A 20,323-nucleotide genomic window follows, 5' to 3' on the forward strand; every position below is an offset into this window, starting at 1 on the left:
GCGCCTGGTCTGGCGTCGCGCTACACCAAGAAAGCCGCACCCTTATCGGGTGCGGCTTTTTTTATGGAGGTAGAGTCGAGAATGTTGTGGAGGCGTGGAACACAAAAAGGCCGCCTCTTTGAAAGGCGGCCTTCGTGGTGTTGAATCGGGCTCCGAGCCGCTGGTGTTGAGCTTCGCCCTCGGGTCGGATGTCGGGAAGGGGCGCTGCGCGGCGCGAGGCTTATTGTGTGGCGAGCATGGTGTCGAGTTCACCGCTTCGCCGCAGGGCCTGAACGTCGGTGAAACCGCCGACCGAGGTGCCGTTGATAAAGATCTGGGGCACGGTGCGCTTGCCTCCCGTGCGTTGAATGAGCTCGGCGCGGGCTTCGGGATCGTGGGTAATGTCGATCTCTTCGAAGGGGACTTCCATCTCGCGGAAGAGGCGCTTGGCCATGTCACAATAGGGGCAGTACTGGGTGCGGTAGATGATCACTTCGGCCATAAGAGACTCCATAGTTGGGAAAAGACGCTGTATTGCACCGCTAAGATGCGTGGTCCGCGGGAAGGTTTCAAGATGAAGGTGAATTCGTAAGGCGGAGTGTGCTCAGGGCCAGGAGCTGCTCTTTCTTGAGGAGGGCGTGGGCGGCGCGGGCGCTATCCAGGGCGGAAAGCGCCGGGAGCTCGGTGCGAATCTGTCGGCGCAGCAGGGCCGGGAGGCTGATGCGCCTGTGGCCAGCGAAGTGCAGGGCGGCATTGTCGGGAGAGAGTTTGGCGAGTTCGCAGGCCAGGGCGAAGGCGCGCTCAAAGCCTCCGAGCTCGTCTACCAGCGCACGGTCCAGGGCATCGCGTCCGGTGTAGACGCGGCCGCGTGCGTAGCGATGGAGTCGTCGGCGGGGAATCTGACGGGCTTCACCCACGCGTCGCAAGAACATCCGATAGAAGGCCCGGGCGTCGTGCTGGAGGTTCTCCATCGCGCGAGGTGGCAGGGGCGCTGAGACGCTTTGAAAACGTCCCACCGGGTCGCGTTCACGGTGTTCCACGTGAAGATCCAGATGTTCGAACACGCCGGGAAGGGCGAGCTTTCCGGCGATCACGCCGATGGAGCCGGTCAGGGTTTCGGGCTGGCATATGATCCGGTCGCAGGCGACTGCCATATAGTAGCCGCCGCTGGCCGCGACGTCGGAGCAGTAGGCCACCACGGGCTTAATCTGGCGCAGGCGTTCGATGGCCTCCCAGAGAACTTCGCTGGCCAGCGCGCTGCCCCCCGGAGAGTTGATGTGCAGCACGACGGCGCGCACGCGGGAGTCAGCGCGCAGCCGATGAAGCACCGGTAGCACTTCGGCCGGATCGACGCTCGCCGACGATCTGCCGGGGAGTTCCGCGCCGGACATCACGATCATTCCGGCGAGATCCATGATGGCGACTCTGGGCCGGGCCGAAAAGAGTGGCAGGGGTTTAAAACGTCCCGGGTCGGCGCGGACATAGTCTTCGGCGGCGCGAATCTCGATGCCTCGGGTTGAACGCTTGGAGGCCGCTGAGGCAGTGGTGTCGGGCTGCTCCTGACCGTCGTTCTGGCGAGCGAGGTCGGGCCGGGAAACGAATGCGTCGGCGTCGTCGCCCAGGGCCAGATAGTCACGCTGGCGCGCGCGGTGCACCTGGGGGCCGGTCAGCCCCATGGCCTGGGCACTCTCGGCGTCGAGCGGCATGTGCCCGACACTGGCCGCCAGCAGCTCGGGAGCAAGTTCCAGGGTGCGGGCCTGGCGGTTGATACGCTCGTCTTCCAGGCTGCTTAGGAGCTGCGTCATCATCAAACGCTGTGGGAGGGTACCCTGGCGATGGATGATGCGGTGAGCTGCGGTCTTGAAGGGGCCGATGTGGATGAACTGAGCGACGATCCCGACTTTCTCCAGGAGTTCCGCGGCGAAGATTTCTTCGAAGCGGCGTCCAAAGAGGTAGAGACGGCCGCCCGGGGTCAGGGTGACCTCGTCGCAGGCGGTGGCCAGATCGAAGTCGTTGCCGTGGAGGCTGTGTGCGTGCATGACCACACGCTTTCCGGAGCGGCGCAACCTTTCGATGAGCGCTCGCATGTCAGCCGTACGTGCCGCCCCTTCGCCGAAGTCGTCGGCAATCAGGATAATGCCGTCGACGTCTGTAGCGCGGGCCAGGGCGTCGACGTCATCGCGCAGACGCAGGAAGGACTCCTGGCGTTGAAAGTGCGTGGCCAGCCCCCGGGCCGGACCGAAGGGGCGTCGGGAACTCATATCAAGGCGTACCCAGAGTGGGTTATGGCTCAGGGCGCGTCCCAGTTTGAAAAAACTCCACTTCCAGACGTAACGCAGCAGCTTCAAAAGGTTGATGAACAGCGCAAAGGGCGCACGCAGCATGGGGGCACTCCCGGATGAGATGGAGATGATGAAGTGGCAGCAACCTAAACACTGTTGCAGGGGGTGTCGAGTTTACGCGTGGGCCGGGGAGCCGGCTGAGCGGCGCGTAGCGTTGGTTGTGATGGCGAGCAGATATGTTACAAGCCCAGAAGGCGTCGAACCCAGGACGGCGCGCGTGATACCGGGCTTGGAGCCTGCGGGGATGATGATGGCGCGAATGATCGACATTGAGGAGCAGCACTCCCGGCTTCGGATCAGCTTTCCCTACGACCGGGAACTGGTGGCTGTGGTGCGTACTCTGCCGGAGCGGTGGTACGACAAGCACACCCGCAGCTGGCTTGTGCCGCTGGAGCATCTGGCCTTTGTGATCGATCGGCTAAATGCGCACCATTTTAAGCATAGTGAGGCGCTTCGGGCCTATTGCTCGCAGCATCAGGCCGTGGTGCAGCAGCTTCCGGAGCCGGCGCTCCCTCCGCTGCCCGAGGGCACGCTCAGCGTCGCTCAACTCAACCACCAGGCCCGGCAGGTGTTGCGGGAGCGTTTCGCTGAGCCGGTCTGGCTGGTGGGGGAGTTGCAGGATTTCGATAAGAACCGGGCCAGCGGTTATCGCACCTTTTTCTTTGATCTGGTGGAGCGTCCCTACGCCGGGGCCAGCGAGGTGGCGCGTATCAAGGCGGTGCTCTTTGATGGGGCCCGTCGCTTGATCGAGGAGACGCTGCAGGAGAGTGCGCTCGATGTGACGCTACGCGACGGGCTGGCGGTGCGCCTGCTGGTCAAGGTGGAGCTCTACCCGCAAAACGGTCGCTTTCAGGTGGTGGTCGAGGGGATCGATCCTCGTTATACCGCCGGTGAGTTGGAGATGAATCGCGAGCGCGCGTTTCGGGCACTGGAGTCGGCGGGGCTGGCGGGGCTGAACCTGGCCCGGCCGCTGCCTCTTTGCCCGCTGCGCGTGGGGTTGATCACCAGCTATGAGAGCGACGCCTACAATGACTTCGCCCATCAACTCGCGCGCAGCGGTCTGGGGTTTGAGTTATGCGTGCATCACGCCAACGTGCAGGGCGCTCGTACCGAGGCCTCGGTGCTCAGGGCGCTGCGCTACTTTGAGCGTCGTGCTGATCAGGTCGATGTGGTGGCGATTGTGCGCGGTGGGGGCTCGCGTTCCGATCTGGCGTACTTTGATACCGAGGCCATCGGTCAGGCGGTGTGCCGCTTGCCGATCAAGGTGATCTGCGGGGTAGGGCACCAGCGCGATGTGTGCCTGCTCGATTTGATCAGCGAGTCGACCAAGACCCCGACGGCGGCGGCCGACCTGCTGATCGCGCAGGTCGAGCGCTACTGGAGTGCGATGGGAGAGCGCTATGCGCGGATCGCGCGGGAGGCGCTGCGCCAGGTGGACTCGCAGCGTCAGTACCTGCGCGTGCTCAGCGCCCGGCTCGCCGGTGAGGTGACCCGGGAGGTGGAACGGGCCCGAGCGCGTGATGCCCGCGCGCGTCAGCGGGCCCGGGGCGCGATTCGCGAGCAGCTGGCGCTCGCTCGCCAGGCGGGCCGACGCGCCGAGGAGCGGCTGGCGCGCGGGAGTCACCTGCGTACGAGGGAGGCGCGTCGGGAGCTCTGGCGCGCCGCCGGCGGGCTCTCGCTGGGGGCGATCGAGCTGCGGATGCGCCGTAAGGAAGACGAGCTGCGCGCGCAGAAGGAGCGCCTGGATCGGGCCCAGCGCGTGGTGCTTCGCCAGGCGAAGGCGCGCCTGGAGCTGGCCGAGGAGCAGCGACGCCTGCTGGACCCGGCGCGGGTGCTCGCCAGGGGCTTTGCCATCGTGCGTACTGAAAAGGGAATTGTGCGCGATCCGGCTCGTCTGGCCCGCGGTCAACGCATGGAAGTGGAGCTGGCGCGCGGGCGCTTTGTGGCCATTCGCGAAGATGAACCTGCGGCCAGCGAGCCGCGTCAGGAAGAACTGATCCCGGCCCGGGCCGGCGACGATTCCCCCACGGAGGAATGATGAGTAGTGATTCAAATACGAAGATCGAGGCGCTGAGCTACGGGCAGGCCATGGAGGAGCTCAACCAGATTCTGGCCGCCATCGAAGGCGACGCCGTCGATCTCGATGAGCTCGGCGAGCGGGTGGCCCGCGCCGCCGAGCTCATTCGGGTCTGCCGCGGGAAGATCGAGCAGACCGAGTTTCAGGTACGCACCATCATCGAAGAGCTCGATGAGGGTGAGGAGAGCTGAATCTCAGAAGACTTCCACGCGAAACTCCGCGAAGACGCGGAAGCGGGCGTCGTCATCGGGAGCGCTGCCGGAGGCTGCACTGTTCAGGCGCATGCCCTCCTCGATGTAGGGTTTGAGGTCGATGCCTTCGGCGACCTCCAGCTCAAAGCTGCCGGCGCCCTCGGGGGCCGGATCGCGCCAGGCAAGGTCGACCTCCGGAAGTTCCGAGCCGCTCTGGGCGGAGGCGATGTTGATGGTCACCGCGTCGATGAAGTCGAAGTCGGGAGCCTGGCTGTCATCTTCGAGTTCAAAACGCACTCCGGTCAGGTAGACCGCGCTGGCGCCGGTGGCGTCCTGGGCTTCCAGTTCCTGAGCCAGATTGACTGTGAGGGGGATGGTGGTCGGAAAGAGGCTGCCCAGTCCCAGCAGGGATGAGCCCTGGCCTTCGATTTCAATGACATCGCTCTCCTGGGTGAAGGAGAACGCAGCGATGCCACAGCTGGTCAGGGAGAGCATCAGAAGCAGGAGGAGCAGGGCGCCGGCGGCACGCCAGGGTTTGTACGACATGGGATCATCCTTGTAGCGGGAAAAAGACCTGGCCAGGAGCCAGAAAGTATGGCCCTTCAGAGTACACCAACCCTCGTTTTGCTGTGAACCCTGGTCGTTGCGATAGGACCGATGCGGGTGATGGCGCGCGGCTAAGAAAAGGGCGACCGGCGTGAGTGAGGGGCAGATCGGGGTGGGGGGGAGTCTGAGCAAAGGGTATCGGCTGTGTCAGAATGTCACGATGTGGTCGAGGCGCTCGCGTGGTGCGCGCGTCTGTGAACTCGGCGTAAGAGGGGGTTCCGGAGAGGGAACCCGGCACGAACGAAGGCGAATCTCCGCCGGGAGGCGCTTGTCACAAAACGTGTCAAGGGGTAGAGTGCCGCGAATTTCCCCCCGGCCATGATCCGGTCCGAGTGAGGCCCAGACGGCATGAAGTTTTACTGCGACAGTTGCCAGACCAAGTACTCGATCGCTGATGAAAAAGTTCGAGGGAAGGTTCTGAAGGTGCGCTGCAAGAAATGCAGCCACATTATCACGGTACGTGAGGCCAGCCGCCCGGAGGCGGCGCCCCGGTCGGTGAGCCGAAAGATCGCCTGGCATTACGCGATCAACGGGCAGTCCTTTGGGCCGATGGACGAAGAGGCGCTGCGTCAGAAGGTGGCCTCGGGAGAGGTCGGCGATGCGGCCTACCTGTGGAACGAGACCTTTGGGGATTGGAAGCCCCTGGCGAGTGTGGCTGAGTTCGCGCCGGCGCTGCGTCAGGCTCAGGCGGCGCGGCCTTCGCCCCGGACCATCGGCGTCAAAGAGGCGCTGAGCGCCATTTCGGTGGGAGAGGGGCTGGATTCGGAGCCGAGTTTTGCCGAAGCCAGCGAAGCCTCCGAGGCCAGCGAGACCGACGACGAAGCGACGGTCTTTGACCTGAATCGCTCCGAGCTGCTCAAGGGCGCCGCGGATCGATCCCCGGCCCCCCTGGCGAGCACCGAGGAGGCGGTCGCCGGCTTTAAGGCGGCGCTGGGGCAGGGGGCCGAGGAATCGCGACAGGATCGTCTCTCGAAGCTGCGCGAGCGCCTGCACCTCGATGGTGAGGGGGAGGCGGACGCCGTGGCCCCGGGCCCTCAGCCCGAGGAGAGAGGGGTTGATCTGGCCCTGGGCGACACGCTGGACGCCGCTGAGCGCAGCGAGCAGGCAGCGCCCGGGTTCGGTGCCTCGGAAGCGGTGGTCGACGCTTCGGAGACCGGGAACGGTGCTTCGGGGCCGGCAGCGCGCGCTTCGACGCACGATGGACTTTTTTCGGGGGTTGATGCTCCCGGCGCGTCCAGTGGTGTGCCAGCGGCGTCGATGGCCTCGGCCGGGCCGACGGAGCAGGAAGGGGGCGAGGATTCGGTGCCCTTCTTCCCCTCGGCGCCCCGGCTTGGCGATCCGGCGCAGGCCTCGTCCAGTCGTATGGAGGAGATCACCGGCAGTCTGCTCATTCAGCTTAACACGCTGAAGCAGGACAGCCGCAAGCGTCTGGTGATGTTCGGGGCGGGCGCCGCAGTGCTCCTGGTGCTGGTGGCTGCGGTGGGCTACGTGGTGGCGACCTCGGAGTCGACCGAAGTGGTGGACGATACGCCGAAGATGCGCCTGGATAACGTCGGGCAACGCCCGGAGTTTCGGACCTACTCCAAGGAGCGCGCGAAGCGCGCGACGAACCTCTTTGTGGTGGAGGATGACATCGTCATCAGCCGGGAGGAGGGCAAAGCGGCGTTTGAGCACGAGGAGGCGGCGCGTAAGGCGGGCAAGAGCACCGACGAGATTCGACGCGAGCAGGTTGCGCTGGCCGAGAAGAACCCGAGTCTGCTTCCGAAGATCGATACCGACTCCCTGCGCTTTGAGGGCGGCTCCGCCGAAGGCGCGCAGATCGGCCGGGGCGACTCCAAGAGCGGTGTGAACCGCGAGGGTGTGGGGGCGACGGCCGGTGGTTTTGAGGTCGGAGGGTTGGCCGGTGCCGGCACTGCCGGCCCGGCGGGTGCGGATGACCGTTTTCAGCGCATGGCGGCGCTTAAGACCGATTCTAACCGCGAGATCTACCGCCCGCACGCCGATCTCGAGTCCGGGCGCAGGTCCAAGGGGCCCGAGGGGCTGACGCCTGAAGAGATCGCCCAGGGCTTCCGCACCGTTATGCAGAGCATCGGGCTGTGTCGCGAGCGTCATATGTGGCGCGGCGGCACCATTGAAGCGCGACGCATTCATCTGACGCTGCAGGTGCTCGATACCGGTCGCATCGGACGGATCAAGCTGGAGCCCGATTCGCTGGAGGGCACCGAGTTTAGCCGTTGCATGAACACCCACCGCGATCGGTGGAGCTTCCCTTCGTTTAACGGGGAGCCGATCGAGGTGCGCGCGCCCTTTGTGCTGCAATGATCGGAGCGCGTTGACGTGCCGACCCGCAATAACAAGAGCCCGGCGATATCGCCGGGCTCTTTTTCGTTGGGAGGACGTTGCCGCCGGGGGATCAGTGCGCGTCAGGTTTCATCGCGCGTACGCGGGCTTCCAGCTCGGCGAGCAAGAGTTCCAGGTCGACAAGGTTGAGGCGGTCCTCGTGCGCTTCAAGGTGGGCGCGGGTGCGTGTCAGCCAGTTACGGGCCTGCGTCAGGGCGTCGGCCCGTACGAAGTCTTCGGCGATCTCGATGAGTTCGTCTCCGGTGGTCTCGGCGCTGGCGAGGTAGCGCTCGTAGAGAAGGGAGGCCTCGTCGGGCTGGCCGGCCAGGAGCGTGAGCCAGGCCTCGGCGCGGGCCGGGGGTTGGGGCCAGGGGCCGGGCATGCTCTCGGGAACCTGGAGCATCGCCCGTGCGTCGGGGAGGTCGCCGGCCCGCGCCAGCTGGGCGGCTGCCTGGAGCATGATTTCGATATAATTCAACGCCGGGTGCTCGCAGGGGGCAGTGAGGATGTGCCGGGTCTGCTCCCGAAAGTCCTCAACGCGCCCGAGCTGCAGGCAGCGACGCGCCAGCGCCCAGCGCTCCAGATCGCTGAGGGCGTCGGACGCCGGCAGCGGGCCCTGGCCGGGCCACCGGGCCAGGCGGTGATGACGCGCTGCCTCGCCCGTGGAGGTCACCTCCCATGCGTGGTAGAGGTATCCGGCTTCGTCATCGACAACCTCTGGATAGGCATCTTCCATGGATGGGGCGAAGTCATTGGACATCGATCAACCTTTGCGGGCGCGAGCGCGCACGTGAGAAGCGGCCGCCGGGCGACCGCGTAGCGAAAGGACGAGGCAGGGATGCAACGAGTGCTGCTTTACCTCAAAGGCGTCTGCATGGGCGTGGCCGATATCATCCCCGGGGTCAGTGGAGGAACGCTGGCGTTGATCCTGGGGATCTATACGGAGTTGGTCAACACCATCCGGGGGCTGAATCTGGCCTGGGTGGCTCCGTTGTGGCGTTGGTTGAGCGGGGGGCGCAAGGATGAGGACCGGCGCGAGCTTATTCGGGCGCTGGAGCGACTGAATTTGCCTTTTTTGATGGTGCTGGGGGCGGGGATCGCCACCGCAATTGTGGTGGGCGGGCTGATTTTGCCCGGGCTGCTGGAGCGCTACCCGGAGGTGATGCGGGCGCTCTTCTTCGGGCTGATCCTGGCCAGCGTGCCGGTGCCCTTTAAGATGATCGAGTTTCGCTCCGGGGCGATGCGCGCGGTGGCCGCGGTGGCGGTCGTGGTGGGCGTGGCCGTGGGCTGGGTACTGACCAATCCCTCGACCACGGTGGAGGCCGGTCTGACCTGGAAGGAGATGGAGTCTCAGGAGCAGACGATGCGCGATGTGGTGCGGGAGGGGCCCAGCGCCTGGGCGGCGGAGCAGGTGTACTGGGCGCCGCAGAACGAAGCGCTTCGCCTGGCGATGGACTCGGCCTATCCCGAGCTTGAGCTGGAGCCACCGCAGCCCGGGGCGGCCCGGGATAAAGACGCGATCAAAGCCCGCAGCGAGGTCTACGAGGAATTGACGATCCCGGCGGGCACGCCGGTGCAGGTCCCGCAGCCGGCGCCCTGGTACATCTTTGTGGTCGGGATGATCGCGATCTGTGCGATGATCCTCCCGGGCATTAGCGGCTCTTATCTGCTGTTGATCCTGGGAGGCTATTTCTTTGTGCTCAACGCCCTTAAGGGCGTGATCACGGGGCTGGCCTCGGGGAGTCTGCCGCTGAGCGCGGGGTTGTATGTCGGCCTCTTCATGGCCGGGGCGGCCATCGGGATCTTGAGCTTTGCCCGGGTGCTCAGCTGGCTTCTGGAGCGCTGGCCGGTGCCCACGCTGGGCGTGCTGGTGGGGCTGATGGTGGGGTGTTTGCGCGGGATCTGGCCCTTTCAGGGGATGGAAGAGGGCAGCGTGATCAACGTCCTTCCCCCGGCGTTTGATGCAACCGTGGTGGCGTCACTGGGGGCGGCGATCGTGGGCGCGGTGTTGGTCACGGTGCTCGGACGCATCGGGAGTGCGCACCAGGCTGAGAAAGGCGCCTGAGCGAGATGTGTCGGCGGTAGGCCGCAGGTGGCTTCCGCCGGTTGAGGAGAGTGTTATGGAGATTAGCGCGCGCACGATGTACGGACTTCGAGCGCTGGTGACTTTGGCCGGCGCCCGCACGTGTGATCCGATGAGCATTCAGAGCATCGCCGAGGAGGAGGACCTCCCGGGGAAGTTTCTCGAAGGCATCATGGCGGATTTAAAGCGGGGCGGGTTTGTGCGCAGCAAGCGAGGCGCCAACGGCGGCTACATGCTCTCGCGTCCGGCCAGCGAGATCACGCTTTTGAGCGTGATTCGTCACCTAGATGGCCCGGTGGCTCCCCTGGGCTATGAGGATCGCAGCCGGGCCGATGGCGAGGCTACCGAGCGGCAGCGGGCGTTCGGCCCGGTGTGGTGCGAGATTCGCGAGGCGACGATTCGGGTGCTGGAGTGCTACTCGATCCAGTCGATCGCCGATAGCGTGCCGGAGTTGCGCCTGGAGGACTTTCGGCCCAATTACCAGATTTGAGCTCGCCTGGGCCGCGCGGCGGTGCGCGCGGCCCGGACAGGGGGCTCAGAAGTTGGGCATCTCGCGGTAGTCCTGACGGATGTTCTGTCCGACGTAGAGCGGTTGGCCGTCTTCGTAGATGCGCAGGTAGAGGTTGACGAAGCGCAGGACCTTTTTGGCGTAGCCGCGCGCCTCGGCGTAGGGGATCTCTTCGATGAACTCGTCGAGAGGGATCTGGTGGCCACGCATCTCCAGCCAGGCGCCCACGCGGTGGGGGCCGCCGTTGTAGCCGGCAAAGGCAAAGAGCTCCTGGCCGTGAAACTTCTGAACCAGGCGGCTGAAGTAGAAGATGCCGTGGGCGATGGCGTTGTCCTCTTCCAGCAGATCGTAGGGGCCGAAATCTTCGTCGCCGAAGAGCTCCGCGATCTTCAGGCCGGTGCGGGGAATGACCTGGAGGAGTCCCAGGGCGTCGGCGCGGCTCAGGGAGTCGGGGTTAAAGGAGCTCTCCACCAGCATCAACGCCCAGATCATGTAGGGGTTGACGTTATGCTGGCGGGCCAGGGGAATGACCTTCTCGGGGAACGCCCGGGGGTAGGCCATCATCCAGTAGCGGCGAGCTTCGCCTTCGGGGGCGCGGCGCAGCCACCAGGTGTTGCCCAGCGCGTGGCGGCGTACCAGGTGGTAGTCGCCCACCTCCTGAAACGCGTCTACCAGGACGGTATCCAGGCGCCGGCGCCGGTCAACGATCGTCTGCTGGCGAGAGATCTGGGCGCGTTTTGCCGCGGAACTCTCGGCTACCGGGAAGCGGAGCTCCTCGGATGTCATGCCCCAGAGCTGGGCCTGGCGTCGGGGAGGGCGGTTGTCGATGTAGTGACCCCAGCGCATGTAGGGCAGTTCCACTGGCGAGGAGCCGGCTCGCGCCCGGCGGCTCAGGCCCCGGAACTCCAGGCTGACGTCACGAATGACGCGGCGGGCTTCGGTGGTCCATCCCGCCTCCCAGAGCCACAGGGCGCGCTCCAGGTTGGGGAAGAGCTCGCCGGCTTCCTCGACCGCCCGGGCCAGGCCGCCGTGGTGGGTATCGTCGTCGTAGGCGTCGATGGTCGCCGGGGCCGGGCCAATCATCTGGCCGCGGGCGTAGTTCACAAAGGCCAGATCGGAGTCGTAGCGGCCCTGCCAGTAGATGCGGGCCTCGGCGTTGTAGCGCACGCGGCTGGGCGGGTGCGCGAAGTTGACGGGCCCGGCGGGGACACGCGCCTGGGGAGCGTTGCGATCGTCGAGGCCGGAGATGTTGTCGCGGTCGCTATCGTCGATCTCGTCGCGGGAGCGATCGGGCGCCACGCCGCGCAGCGTGGAGGGATCGAGCAGGGGACGGGCCACGTTCCAGCGCAGCCCGAGGCGGGGGGGAAGCTCGGGCGTGGGTGTGCAGCCGTCGTCCGCCGGGTCGCAGGGCTGTGAGAAGTAGGGCTCGTTTTGATCACGGCGGTAGGGCCCGTGGATCGGCAGGTCGCCGGAAAGCTGGGCGGCACGGGGATCGACGTAGGGCTGTGGCGAGGCGCCAAAGCCGTAGAAGGCCGCTTCGTCAAAGGCTTCGAAGAGGTCATCGGAGCTCTCGAGTACCCGGTCGGCCTGGGCGATCGTGGTCTGCGAGGAGCGGGTGCGCTGTTCCTGGTCGAGGACGCGGCCGCGGGCCTGTAGCCCGTAGTAACTGGTGGGGTAGGCCTGGGCGATATCGTCAAAGATGAGCCGGGCTTCGGCGTCGTTGCCGCTCCGCTCCAGGGTGCGGGCGGTCCAGTACAGGTACTTGGCGCGGTTTTGCCCGCGGGATCGCTCGGCCAGGCGCTGGAGGTTTTCGTAGGCCTCCTCAAAGCGCTCACTCTTGTAGAGCAGGTAGGTAAAGTGCCAGCCGCGTTTGCGCGAGTTGCTGTAGAGGCGATCGTAGGCGGCCAGGGCTTCCTGGTAGCGTCCGTGCTGCTCGTAGAAGCCGGCCAGGGCTTCGAGGAGGTCGCGCTGGGATTCGCCGCGGTAGAGGGTCTCCAGGGCTTCGATGGCTTCGTCAAAGCGCTCTACCCTGGCGAGGGCGAAGCTATGGAAGCGGTACAGGGTGCGCTTGCTGAAGCCCGCCTGATTACCGGACTCAAAGCGTCGCCGGGCTTCCTCGAAGAAGGGCAGCGAGTCTTCGAAGTGGTGGCTGTAGTAGCGGTTGAGCGCGATCTCCAGCAGGATCTCGTTCTCAAAGGCCGAGTCCCCGGTCGGGGTTTTATGGGTTTCGAGAAGTTCGCTCAGGAGTTGGTGGGCCAGGGGCCAGAACTTGTCGACCCGGAGCTGTCGAAAGCGTTTGAGGAGATCTTCGGGGGGGATGGGCGCGATGGACACGCCCTGCGCCTGCAACTCATGGAGGCGCTCCTGGGAGCGCGCGCCTTCGTCTTTGTAGGGGAACTCAAACCAGGCCTGCTGGTAGGCGCGGGCGGCGGCCTCGTGCTCGCCAAGGGCCTCGCGGGTGCGTCCCTGCAGATAGAGGATGATGTGGCGGCGCGGGTAATCAGGGAAGGTCTCGGCGATCTGGTCGAGGACCGGGGCGGCTTCCTCGTGCAGGCTGGCCGCAACCAGGGTCTCGGCCTGCAGGGCGCGCGCGCGCCAGATCAGCGGGCTCTGCTTGCGAGCAAAGACCTGGCCCAGGGCCCGGGAGGCCTCGGCGTGACGCTCCAGTGCCTGGAGGTTGAGGGCGCGCAGGTAGTCGACGTAGTCATCGATCGGGGTCCGATCGTCGATGGCGTCAAGAGCTGCGAGCGCCGCGGCGTGGTCTCCCCGGGTGTAGGCCAGGTAGGCGCGCTGGAAGAGGGTGCGGTGATGGCGGTCGTCCGGATGGGCGCACTCGGTGGTGAGGATCTCGTCGAGAAGCGTGGCGGCCTGCTCGGGGCGTTGCCAGAGCAGGTGCTCCCGGGCCTGATTGCGCGAGGCGTCGGTGTCGGCGCAGATCTCGGCGGCGCGAGTGGCCCGGGTGGTGGAGTGGTCGAGCAACTCCTGCGCTCGGTCCAACGCGCTGCGTTGCGGTGCGCCCGCGGTGCTGGCGAGCGTATCGTCACCACGTTCGTGGTCCTGAGCCGGAGCGGAGCCGGAGCCAAAGACGAGCAGCGCAAGCGCAGTCGCCGCCAGCGCTCCCGCCGCCAGACGAGAGGCAGGGGGTCGTCGAGTCATCGGTGGTACCCTGGGTGCCAGATGGGATGTTCGGGAATCGGGGGACGCCCCCGGCAGAGTCTCAACCTGAGTCAGGCTCGTATCAATTCCGTGCCTGGCGAAGCTAACCTCATCCGGGGACGCTGGCGAGTTTTTAGGCCTCGCCGGCGCCCATCACACGGAGGGCGTCCTTGATCGAGAGTTTGCGCTTCTTAATCACGCGCGTCTCAAACTGCTCTTCTGGCGAGAGAGAGCGCAGGGCTTCGAGTTCCTGGAGGCGTTCTTCCAGGGCCTGATGCTGCGCTCGCAGCTCGTCGATCGTCATGGAGGTGGGGGGCGGTGCGGACCTGCGCTGCTGCATAAACTCCTCGCCATGAGGGGGGATGGTGGGCCGGGGAGGCCGATCGTGACTATGAGTGTGGGGGCGCTCGCCGGAATATTCAACCGTGGTTCGCGTTCCCTTGACGTCCTCAAGGTGCAAAAGCGGTTGACACCTGGCTGACCATCGGATAGCTATCCGCGTCCCGGTTGGGAACTCCACGTGAGTCATCCTGCGGTGATCGGGGATCGTCTAATGGCAGGACAACGGGTTCTGGTCCCGTGAATCTAGGTTCGAATCCTAGTCCCCGAATGACGTCATTGACCAGAAAATGATGACGCCACTTTTAACCATTTAAGACGCCGAGTTCAGCGCAGCGCGCTCGAAACGGCTTAACAGAGCAGGGAATCGACATGGCTAGCAAGCGCCCCGCAAAAATCGCGAGCAAGAAGAAGGGTAAGGCCAACGGCCGCCAGTGCCCGGTGTGTGAAACCGACATGCAAATCACGCGCGTGATGCGCTTTACCGATGGGCCCACCGGAATGCTCTGGGCCTGCACGAGCAACTCCTGCCTGGCGCTGGTGTCGAAGCACGGCCAGCACGTGGGCAGCCTGCTCGACAAGAGCGCCTGAACGCGATCTTGAATAGATGTCCGCCGAAAAGGCGATGTCAATTCGAAAAAGCCCGCCACTGTGCGGGCTTTTTTTGTGGGCTCGTCCGGGGGATGGAGCGGCGAGCGGACAGGCTGGTTTTGGAATGATCTTGAAGAAGCCTCGTCTTATAGGTCATGGTGGCGGGCTCCATACCTGAGGTAGGACACGCGCCCCTGGTAAGAAGACCCTAGGAAGGTAAGGCGGAGCGTGCTGGTGAACGAGTGCAGGAGAAGGCTGGATGAAAAGAGCGAAAAAAGGGATTGGTGTCCTGGTGGCAGGGCTTGTCATGTCGGCCGGAGGCGTGCTGGGCATGCCCGCAGCCTGGGCCGAGGGCGGCAACGTACGTTACTCCTATGAGGAGGTGCGCCTGGCCGATCAGCGAGACTACGTCCTGGTCCCGCGTGCCGAAGGTTCGCTCTCCGGTGAGGTGACCCGCAAGACGATCGAGCAGGCCTTTGAGGCGCTGCGTCGGGCCAAGCGCCCCACCTACGGAAATTCCTACGCGGAGGTCTCCGGGCAGGTGCCGGACCGGGCCCAGGTGCAGGTCCATATCGACAGTAATAAGGCGGACTACGCCATCGTGATCATCGCCGAGGTGGTGTACACGCTGACTGAGTTCGGGGTGCCCGCGGTGAGTTTCCCGGGCTACGCGGATCGTCCGCTGACTCGCGCGGATGTGCCTTTTGCCGCGTACACGCTCAATGTGCCGTTGTGGAAGGTCCTGCCGCCCGGGCGTCTGAGCAGCGGGCAGGTGATCATGCCCGATGGTGAACTCGTGCCGATGGAGCAGGTGCAAGAGCAATGGCGCGCCAACCGCAGTGAGCTGCTCGATGAACTCTACGCCTACCTGGGGGCCAGTCAGCCCTTTACGGTGTTTTCCACGGTGAAGATGCTGCCCTCGGTGGGCGATCTTCGTCTGGATCAGGTGTTGCCGCTGCTCGGCCATGAAAGCCGTGATGTGCGCCAGGCCACGCTCGGAATTCTCGATGGCGTCTCGGGGCAGGAGCCGGTGCTCACGGCGGTGGCCGAGGCGATGGCCGACGAGAGGAGCGCGTCGCTGGCGCGGGCGATGGCCGAGTTTTTGGGCAAGTCGAACCAGGCCCGTTTCAACGTTCAGGAGCAGTTCTTTTTGCTGCGTCGCGGTCAGGCCGAGGAGAAGCTCGCGGCGGCCGAGGCGCTCGGGGATCGGCCGGGAGATGAGCGCGTGCTTGATGCGCTGGCCCAGGCGCTGCGTTCGGAGACCGAAGCGCTGGCGATGAAAGCCGCCGATTCGCTCGAGAAACTTTCCGGGCATCCGGTCCGGGTGGCGGCGCTGACCGATGAGGCGGTAGCTGCGGCGGTGCGCCTGAAGTTGGCCGATGATCTCTCGGCGTCCGCTAAGCCTGCGGCGGTGCGCCTGGCGGGGCTTCGTTACATCGCCGAGCATCGCAGTGAAGGGCATATCAATCAGGCCCTCAACGAGGTTGCCCGTCTGGGCACCGATCAGGGGCGTGAAGCGCTGGAGGGGTATCTGGGCGATGCGCTGGCGCGCCGCCGCAGCGCCGCCACCGAGGCGCTGGTGCTGCAGAACGATGTGGCCAGCGTGGCGGTGCTGAGCGCGCGGGCCGAAGATGCCTCCGGCGCGGAGCAGGAGCGCCTGGCACAGGCGGCCTACGCCATCATGGTCAACCAGTCGCCGGAGGTGGTGCTGGAACAGACCCAGGTGCGCGATGTCAAGGTTCAGCGCGTGGCCTACGAGGCGCTCGGCGAACGGGCGACTCGCCAGGGCGGCGCGCCCTCGTCGGAGGTGCTCGCGCGTCTGGAGGAGGGCTCGAAGCATCGGGACAACGCCATCCGAGGGGCCGCCGCCCGCGCGCTTGGCGCCGTCGGTGGTGAGCGCGCACTGCAGCGTCTCAGCGAGATGTCCGGCGATCGCTCCCCGCAGGTGCGTCGCAGCGTGGCGCTGGCGCTGGGGCAGGCCCCGGCAACCCAGCAGATCGATACGCTGATGGGTTACCTCGATGACAGCGACCCGCAGGTAGTGGCCGCCGCTGTCGATGCCTTTGGGATGCGGGAAGATCCCCGGGCGATTGAGCGTATCCGCCCGATGGCCTCGCACGAGTCGGCGGCGGTGCGCGCCGCCGCGCTGCGCGCGCTGACGTCCTTTGCGCAGGGGAGCGACACTGAGACGGTTCGTCAGCATGTGGGCTTGCTGGGCGGCGCGGTTAACGATCCGGCTCGCGAGGTCAAGCTGACCGCACTGACTCAGCTGGGGCGCTTTGAATTGGGAATCGCAGTGACCAACATCGCGCTGCAGGTCAGCGCGGAGGACCCGGAGCTGCGGGCCACCGCGGTGCGAGCGCTGGGTGATACCGGTCACGCCAGCGCCCAGCCCCTGGTGGAGACGGCGCTGCGCGACGGCTCCTCTCAGGTGCGTCGCGAGGCCATCCTTGCCATGGCAAAGTTGCCCGGAAATACGCCTAAAACGCGACTTCAGGCGCGGCTGGAGGCCGAGGAAGATCCCCAGCTCAAAGAACTGATCCGCACCACGCTCCAGGAGATCTGAGATGGTCTATGCGCTCCGGCCGCGCCCGGCGTTGCTCGTCTTAATGCTCCTGGCGATGGCCTCCCTGGCGTTTAGCTGCGAGCACGCTTCAGAAACCGACGATCAGCCCCCGGCGGCCGGGGCGCCACAGAACTCCGGCGCTGCGGAGCGTTGTGTGGTCGATGGGGAGTGCGAGGGGTTCTACCGCTGCCTGGACGGCGGGTGTCAGGTGCCACCGGCGATGAACGGGGCGCGTGACGAGGACACGCCGGTGCTCAGCTTCTTCGACTCCAGGGACGAGGCTGAGTCTGGCGAAGCCCCGCGGGCGCAATTTTATACCGAGCTGGCGCTCACCGCCGCGGAGCAATCCCGGGGGCTGATGTATCGCCCGCATATGCTCGATGACTGGGGGATGCTCTTTATCTACCCCACCGAGCGTACGCTCTCGTTCTGGATGAAGAACACGCTGATTCCGCTCGATATGATCTTTATTAACGATTCGGGCCGGGTGGTCGGGGTGGTCGAGAACGCCGAGCCGCAGACGTTGACCCCACGGCAAGTGGATGCCGCGGCGAGATACGTCTTTGAGATCAACGGCGGGCTCAGCGCCGAACTCGGTATCGGAGAAGGCACCTGGGTGCGCTTTGAGCAGATGGAATCGTATCACACACCGCGTCGCTGAGCTGAGGTTGACGCGGCGCTACCTGCTGGCGGCCACCTTCTGCGTGGTGGTCGCCGCGGTGGCGTGTTTTGTGCCCCTCTTCAATCTGGTGGGCTATGAATCTGCCGCGCTCTTCGGGGTGATCGGTGGACTGCTGGCGACCGGGCTGACCGTCGCGGATGCGCTACGCCAGGATGCGTTGGCGGGCCGGGCGGTCGATTTTGGCCGCTTTGCGCTGCGCAATCTCGGGCTGCTGGTGGTGCCCCTGGGGTTACTGACCTTAAACGGGCTGCGCGTACCCAATTGCGATTGGGCTGCAGGGTATAGTTTCTGGGGATTGATTGCCGGGATGGCCGTGCTGATGGGCACGGCCAGCGCCTGGGTGGCGGTGACCTGGCTGGGGCGCCGGCGTCTGACCTGGTGGGTGGCGTTTGGGCTCCCCCTGGCCGACGGGGCCGCGCTGGCCTACCACCTGGCCACTGAGCCGCCGATTGTGGGACATCAGTGGTTTCTCGGTTACTTCGGGGGCTCGATCTATGACGAAGCGCTGGCAGTTCCCCTGAGTTTGATTTCGTATCGGATCCTTCACGCGATCGCTCTGGTGGCCGTCGTGGCCGCGCTGGACGCGCGCCAGCGTTGGCAACGAGGGCTGCGCGCCGGTTGGACCGTGGCGCTGGCGCTGGTGGCGATGGTCGTCTTCACGGTCGGATTCGCTTACCGTCAGGATTTCGGCATCGGTATCGATCGCACGCATATCGCCCGCGAACTCGGCGGCCTGATCGAGACGGAGCACTTCCTGATCTTCTACCCCAAAACCCGGGTCTGGGAGCAGGCCGCCGCGCAACTCGCCGAAGATCATGAGTATCGCTACGACGAGCTGCGTCAGTTCTTTGGTACCGATCCGGTGGAGTTTACCGGGCGGAAGGTGCGCAGCTTTGTGTACGCCGACCGGGACTCCAAAGGCGCGCTTATGGGGGGCCGCAACACGATGGTTGCCAAGCTGTGGCTCCATGAGATGCATATTCTCTGGCGCGGCACCGGCGATCGGATGATCGCGCACGAGCTGGCGCATATTTTTACCGAACCCTTCGGCAGTGGGCCGCTGCGTCTGAGCATGCAACGGGGCGTCGGCGTCAATATGGGGCTGGTGGAGGGCGCCGCGTTCGCCGCGGAGTGGCCCGCGCGCGACCTCAGCGCCCATCAGGCCAGCCGCGCGATGCGAGAGCTGGCGATCGCCCCTGACCTGCGGGCGTTGCTCGGCGCCTCCGGGTTCTGGACGCAGGCCTCCGGCCGGGCATACACCCTGATGGGCTCATTTGTGCGCTACCTGATCGACACCTACGGCATCGAGGCCTTTAAAGAGGCCTACAGCCACGGCGACTTTTCGGGCGCCTACGGCAAGTCGGTGGTCGAGCTGGTGAGTGAATGGGAGCACTTTATCGACGCGATCGAGCTCGACGCTCGTCAACGGGAGGTGGCCCGCTACCTCTACGATCGTCCGAGTATTTTTGGAAAGGTCTGCGCGCGTACGATGGCCGAATGGCGCCGGCTGGCCACGCTGGCCGCCCGGGAGGGGCTGCCGGCCGAGGCGCTGGTGCACCTGGATCGGGTGCTGGCGGCGAGCCCGGGGTTGGTTACGGCGGTGGCCGAATACGCCCGGGCGCTGGGGCAGATGGGCCGCTATGACGAGGGGCTGGCGCTGCTGGATGAGCGTCTAAACGCTCCCATAAGTCTTGTGGAGCGGGCTGAACTCGAAGCGCTCCGGGGAGACCTGCTCTGGCAGAGCGGTCAGGCCGAAGACGCCGCCCGAACCTACGTTGGGTGCCTGGATGCCGGGGTCCCCATTGATTTGGAGCGCTCTCTTCGCCTGCGGGCGCACTACGCTGAGCGCGCCCATGACCCGGCGCGGCGATACCTGGTGGGTTCCAACTCCAGTGCCATGGGCCTCTATCAGGTGGCACACTGGGCGCACGAGGAGCCCGATGACCCGGGGGCGGCCTACCTGGTGGGCCGCCGCCTCTGGCAGAGCCGGCAATGGCGCGATGCGCTTCCCTGGTTGGAGCGGGCTCGCGGGCAACTTGGCGCCGAGGTTCTGGACGCTGAAGCCGACCTGATGCTAGGTCAGGTATACTACTTTGTGGATCGCGATGAAGATGCCTTAGAAGTCTTTGAGGAACTGAGTCAGTCGTCGATCACCCGTTATGCTCAAGAAGCCACCCGCTGGCTGGACCGGCTGCAATGGCGCCGGAATACCGGCGCAAAGACCTACCGTTAGACCCCGCGCTGCGGGGCGCGTGTCCCCTACACCCCTGATGACCTCCCGGGAGAATCTCTCCCTTTGCCATGAGCAGGAGCCCTGCATGTTGATGTCTCGAGGATTCGCCAACGCCCTGAAAATGCTGGTGACGCTGGCGGCGATCTCGCTCAGTTTCGGTTGCGCCACGCACTACATTACGCCCGACTCGCTCTACGCCGATGACGCCGACTTTAAGATCGATCCCGAGTCGCAGATCCTCGACACCACCGAGGCTCGTCAGGCCCTGGACGTGCTCTATCGCTACCGCCAGGCGCTCGTCGACAAGGATTACGGGACGCTCAATCAGCTCATCAGCGACGATTACTACGACAACGCCGGCACCACCGAGACCACCACCGACGACTACGGTCGGGAGGAGCTGGTCTCGATTCTGGAGCTGACCGCGCAACACGCGGATCGCATCCAGATGGCGATTGTGGTTAAGGGGCTGAACATCGAGGGTCCGCGCGCCCAGATCGATTACGAGTACGACTTCGCCTACCAGTACGCTCTGGGTGGGCAAGACGCCTGGGACGCCGGCGTCGACGTGAACCGTATGAATCTGGCGCTTGAGGGGGACCGCTGGCGTATCGTTGGTGGCCTCTAAGC

16 protein-coding genes and 1 tRNA gene are annotated in these 20,323 nt (G+C 65.4%); 11 read left to right on the plus strand and 6 right to left on the minus strand.

What is annotated here, in order from left to right:
* Window positions 1-220: 220 nt before the first annotated feature.
* Both grxC and DL240_RS12275 read right to left on the minus strand, forming a co-directional pair.
* The gene (gene grxC / locus DL240_RS12270; protein WP_111730193.1) at window positions 221-481 is read right to left on the minus strand and encodes a glutaredoxin 3; all 261 of its coding nucleotides are present in this window, start codon (window positions 479-481) and stop codon (window positions 221-223) included.
* A gap of 67 nt (window positions 482-548) precedes the next feature.
* Window positions 549-2,363: a S49 family peptidase gene (locus DL240_RS12275; protein ID WP_111730194.1), complete on the minus strand. Its 1,815-nt coding sequence runs from the start codon at window positions 2,361-2,363 to the stop codon at window positions 549-551.
* Window positions 2,364-2,565: 202 nt separating this feature from the next.
* Between DL240_RS12275 and xseA the strand changes: the two genes are divergently transcribed.
* Together xseA and xseB are read left to right on the plus strand one after the other, a co-directional pair.
* Window positions 2,566-4,359 carry an exodeoxyribonuclease VII large subunit gene (xseA, locus tag DL240_RS12280; protein WP_158542525.1) on the plus strand — a complete coding sequence of 598 codons (1,794 nt, stop codon included), beginning with the start codon at window positions 2,566-2,568 and terminating at the stop codon, window positions 4,357-4,359.
* Complete coding sequence (gene xseB, locus DL240_RS12285; RefSeq protein WP_158542526.1) at window positions 4,359-4,589, plus strand: exodeoxyribonuclease VII small subunit; 231 nt, start codon at window positions 4,359-4,361, stop codon at window positions 4,587-4,589. The genes xseA and xseB overlap by 1 nt, the downstream gene beginning before the upstream one ends.
* A 3-nt stretch (window positions 4,590-4,592) precedes the next feature.
* Here the strand turns inward: xseB and DL240_RS12290 are convergent, their stop codons facing one another.
* Entirely contained in the window at window positions 4,593-5,135 is a 543-nt protein-coding gene (locus DL240_RS12290; protein WP_111730197.1) for a hypothetical protein, read from the minus strand.
* A 408-nt stretch (window positions 5,136-5,543) separates the two neighbouring features.
* On the opposite strand from DL240_RS12290, the gene DL240_RS12295 reads away from it, so the two are divergent.
* Window positions 5,544-7,517, plus strand: a complete 1,974-nt coding sequence (locus tag DL240_RS12295; RefSeq protein WP_111730198.1) for a GYF domain-containing protein — start codon at window positions 5,544-5,546, stop codon at window positions 7,515-7,517.
* 91 nt (window positions 7,518-7,608) lie between these two features.
* On the opposite strand, the gene DL240_RS12300 is transcribed toward DL240_RS12295, so the two are convergent.
* Window positions 7,609-8,295 (minus strand): hypothetical protein, encoded by a 687-nt coding sequence (locus DL240_RS12300; RefSeq protein ID WP_146618271.1) that lies wholly within the window; start codon window positions 8,293-8,295, stop codon window positions 7,609-7,611.
* Between the two features lie 78 nt (window positions 8,296-8,373).
* Here DL240_RS12300 and DL240_RS12305 point away from each other — a divergent pair, with 78 nt between their 5' ends.
* The gene (locus DL240_RS12305; protein WP_111730200.1) at window positions 8,374-9,600 is read left to right on the plus strand and encodes a DUF368 domain-containing protein; all 1,227 of its coding nucleotides are present in this window, start codon (window positions 8,374-8,376) and stop codon (window positions 9,598-9,600) included.
* Window positions 9,601-9,655: 55 nt separating this feature from the next.
* Window positions 9,656-10,108: an RrF2 family transcriptional regulator gene (locus DL240_RS12310; RefSeq protein WP_158542527.1), complete on the plus strand. Its 453-nt coding sequence runs from the start codon at window positions 9,656-9,658 to the stop codon at window positions 10,106-10,108.
* Window positions 10,109-10,153: 45 nt separating this feature from the next.
* Here the strand turns inward: DL240_RS12310 and DL240_RS12315 are convergent, their stop codons facing one another.
* Together DL240_RS12315 and DL240_RS19995 are read right to left on the minus strand one after the other, a co-directional pair.
* Window positions 10,154-13,282, minus strand: coding sequence for a transglycosylase SLT domain-containing protein (locus tag DL240_RS12315; protein WP_111730202.1), 3,129 nt, complete (start codon window positions 13,280-13,282; stop codon window positions 10,154-10,156).
* Window positions 13,283-13,415: 133 nt separating this feature from the next.
* Entirely contained in the window at window positions 13,416-13,622 is a 207-nt protein-coding gene (locus tag DL240_RS19995; RefSeq protein WP_158542528.1) for an HP1242/YdcH family protein, read from the minus strand.
* Between the two features lie 199 nt (window positions 13,623-13,821).
* Between DL240_RS19995 and DL240_RS12325 the strand changes: the two genes are divergently transcribed.
* From DL240_RS12325 to DL240_RS12350, 6 genes are all read left to right on the plus strand, one after another.
* A tRNA-Gln gene (locus DL240_RS12325) sits at window positions 13,822-13,892 on the plus strand.
* A 101-nt stretch (window positions 13,893-13,993) separates the two neighbouring features.
* Complete coding sequence (locus tag DL240_RS12330) at window positions 13,994-14,212, plus strand: hypothetical protein (RefSeq protein ID WP_111730204.1); 219 nt, start codon at window positions 13,994-13,996, stop codon at window positions 14,210-14,212.
* A gap of 259 nt (window positions 14,213-14,471) precedes the next feature.
* Window positions 14,472-16,778: a HEAT repeat domain-containing protein gene (locus tag DL240_RS12335; RefSeq protein ID WP_111730205.1), complete on the plus strand. Its 2,307-nt coding sequence runs from the start codon at window positions 14,472-14,474 to the stop codon at window positions 16,776-16,778.
* Window position 16,779: 1 nt separating this feature from the next.
* On the plus strand, window positions 16,780-17,439 hold the full coding sequence (locus tag DL240_RS12340; RefSeq protein WP_111730206.1) for a DUF192 domain-containing protein: 660 nt from the start codon (window positions 16,780-16,782) through the stop codon (window positions 17,437-17,439).
* Between the two features lie 7 nt (window positions 17,440-17,446).
* Window positions 17,447-19,693, plus strand: a complete 2,247-nt coding sequence (locus tag DL240_RS12345; RefSeq protein ID WP_111730207.1) for a hypothetical protein — start codon at window positions 17,447-17,449, stop codon at window positions 19,691-19,693.
* 85 nt (window positions 19,694-19,778) lie between these two features.
* Complete coding sequence (locus tag DL240_RS12350) at window positions 19,779-20,321, plus strand: hypothetical protein (RefSeq protein WP_111730208.1); 543 nt, start codon at window positions 19,779-19,781, stop codon at window positions 20,319-20,321.
* The last annotated feature ends 2 nt before the right edge of the window (window positions 20,322-20,323 follow it).

The organism is Lujinxingia litoralis, assembly GCF_003260125.1.
GTDB lineage: Bacteria > Myxococcota_A > Bradymonadia > Bradymonadales > Bradymonadaceae > Lujinxingia > Lujinxingia litoralis.

What these genes read in the sequence shown, in the direction of transcription:
- grxC (WP_111730193.1), bottom strand. Translation starts at nt 481, where the DNA reads ATGGCCGAAGTGATCATCTACCGCACCCAGTACTGCCCCTATTGTGAC.
- DL240_RS12275 (WP_111730194.1), bottom strand. Translation starts at nt 2,363, where the DNA reads ATGCTGCGTGCGCCCTTTGCGCTGTTCATCAACCTTTTGAAGCTGCTG.
- xseA (WP_158542525.1), top strand. Translation starts at nt 2,566, where the DNA reads ATGATGATGGCGCGAATGATCGACATTGAGGAGCAGCACTCCCGGCTT.
- xseB (WP_158542526.1), top strand. Translation starts at nt 4,359, where the DNA reads ATGAGTAGTGATTCAAATACGAAGATCGAGGCGCTGAGCTACGGGCAG.
- DL240_RS12290 (WP_111730197.1), bottom strand. Translation starts at nt 5,135, where the DNA reads ATGTCGTACAAACCCTGGCGTGCCGCCGGCGCCCTGCTCCTCCTGCTT.
- DL240_RS12295 (WP_111730198.1), top strand. Translation starts at nt 5,544, where the DNA reads ATGAAGTTTTACTGCGACAGTTGCCAGACCAAGTACTCGATCGCTGAT.
- DL240_RS12300 (WP_146618271.1), bottom strand. Translation starts at nt 8,295, where the DNA reads ATGTCCAATGACTTCGCCCCATCCATGGAAGATGCCTATCCAGAGGTT.
- DL240_RS12305 (WP_111730200.1), top strand. Translation starts at nt 8,374, where the DNA reads ATGCAACGAGTGCTGCTTTACCTCAAAGGCGTCTGCATGGGCGTGGCC.
- DL240_RS12310 (WP_158542527.1), top strand. Translation starts at nt 9,656, where the DNA reads ATGGAGATTAGCGCGCGCACGATGTACGGACTTCGAGCGCTGGTGACT.
- DL240_RS12315 (WP_111730202.1), bottom strand. Translation starts at nt 13,282, where the DNA reads ATGACTCGACGACCCCCTGCCTCTCGTCTGGCGGCGGGAGCGCTGGCG.
- DL240_RS19995 (WP_158542528.1), bottom strand. Translation starts at nt 13,622, where the DNA reads ATGCAGCAGCGCAGGTCCGCACCGCCCCCCACCTCCATGACGATCGAC.
- DL240_RS12330 (WP_111730204.1), top strand. Translation starts at nt 13,994, where the DNA reads ATGGCTAGCAAGCGCCCCGCAAAAATCGCGAGCAAGAAGAAGGGTAAG.
- DL240_RS12335 (WP_111730205.1), top strand. Translation starts at nt 14,472, where the DNA reads ATGAAAAGAGCGAAAAAAGGGATTGGTGTCCTGGTGGCAGGGCTTGTC.
- DL240_RS12340 (WP_111730206.1), top strand. Translation starts at nt 16,780, where the DNA reads ATGGTCTATGCGCTCCGGCCGCGCCCGGCGTTGCTCGTCTTAATGCTC.
- DL240_RS12350 (WP_111730208.1), top strand. Translation starts at nt 19,779, where the DNA reads ATGTTGATGTCTCGAGGATTCGCCAACGCCCTGAAAATGCTGGTGACG.